2 pseudogenes are annotated in these 1,614 nt (G+C 31.1%); both read left to right on the plus strand.

Annotated features, from left to right (window positions below):
* Nucleotides 1-846: pseudogene (locus V7024_RS24220) on the plus strand (hypothetical protein); the annotation flags it as partial.
* Nucleotides 847-863: 17 nt separating this feature from the next.
* Nucleotides 864-1,614: pseudogene (locus V7024_RS24225) on the plus strand (hypothetical protein); the annotation flags it as partial.

The raw sequence follows: 1,614 nt of genomic DNA on the forward strand, positions 1-1,614 counted from the left end.
CAAGCCGAGGAAAAAGCAAAACAAAGAGAAGCTGAATTGCTACGTCAAGCTGAAGAAAAAGCGAAGAAAAGAGAAGCTGAATTACAAAGACAGGCTAAATTAAATCAGTTTAAAGAGCAAGAACAAACAAGAGTGAATAATACTAAAACAAAAAATGAAAATCAAAAGAATTTGTTAGAAGAATCTAGTTCTAAAAATAATCCTTTAAAGAATAAAAAAGTTTTAATGTTTTCAGGAATAGGGACAGTTATAGCAATTGTTGGTATATCGGGTGCATTATTTTTCGGAGGACAAACAAGTGAAACAACAAGTGCTACAACTAAAAGTGATGAATCTTTATCTGTTTTAATAGATAAAAAAGATTATTTACAAGCTGGTGCTAAGTATCCGAAACAATATGAAAAAATTGAGCAATCAATTATTGATAATATGAAGGATGAAACAATTAGAAAAGATTTAGAAGCTCTTGAAAAATTTAATGATAAATACCCTACAGCAAATGGAAATCTTGATATGGCATTCTTTAAAAAAGATTGGAAAGAAATTGTTCGTGTATATGAAAAGTATCAAGATCACATTGATCTTAATGAGAATCGAAAAATGATGTTAGGATATGGATATTTTAAAACAAGGGATGCAAGTAATGATCATTTAGCAAAAGCTGAAAAAATTAGTAATGAATTAAAAGATAAAGGTTTGAAAAATAAAATTGCTGATAATCAAATAGCCCAAGCAACAATTGATAATTTAACTAATGAAATTGAGAAAGGCAACCTTTCACCAGAAGAAAAAGAACAGAAAACGAAGACTAGAGAAGCTGTAATTCAAAAACAAAAAGAATTGTAATCTAAGGAGGATATCAAATGTCAGAACAAAGTAATTTTACAAAATCAAAAAAAATCTGGATTGGTGTATGCTCATTTATTGTTATTGCTGGAACTAGTATTGCTGTTTATGGATTTAATAAAGACTCAAAAACTAGTGCTACACCTAAAACGCATGATGTAGCCAAAAAGAATGAAACAAAAAAACCAAAAGATGATAAAGCTATTGCTAAAAATGATGAAGAAAAACCAGATGATATGACTAGATTATTAGAGGGAGATTCTGATAGTAAAGATACAGCTTTAGATAGAGCATTAGGTTGGACAGATTCATCATCATCACCTAAAAATATTGTTTCAAACTTTATTAATGATAATACCAAAGGTATTGATGGTAAAGATGATATCAAAAACAAAGATAAGAGTGATAAGTTAAGTGATTTAGATAAAGCTTTAGTATGGGCTGATTCTAAACTACCTACAGTTTCCGATTTACTTGCTAATAAGGATGCATCTTTAAATACAAGTAATCTACTTACAAATAATGATTTAAGCTCTGGAAATAGCGGTTTATTAGGTCTTTTAAATGACTCGAATAAACCTAACATAGACCCAATTAAACCACCAATTGGTGGAGAAATTGAAGGTGGAATGACAGACCCAATTAAACCGCCAACTGGTGGTGGGAATACAGGTGGAACAACAGACCCAATTAAGCCACCTACAGATGGTGGAAATACAGGTGGAACAACAGATCCAACTAAGCCACCAACAGGTGGAGAAACTGGCG

Source organism: Bacillus sp. JJ864 (assembly GCF_036963045.1).
GTDB lineage: Bacteria > Bacillota > Bacilli > Bacillales > Bacillaceae_G > Bacillus_A > Bacillus_A pseudomycoides_C.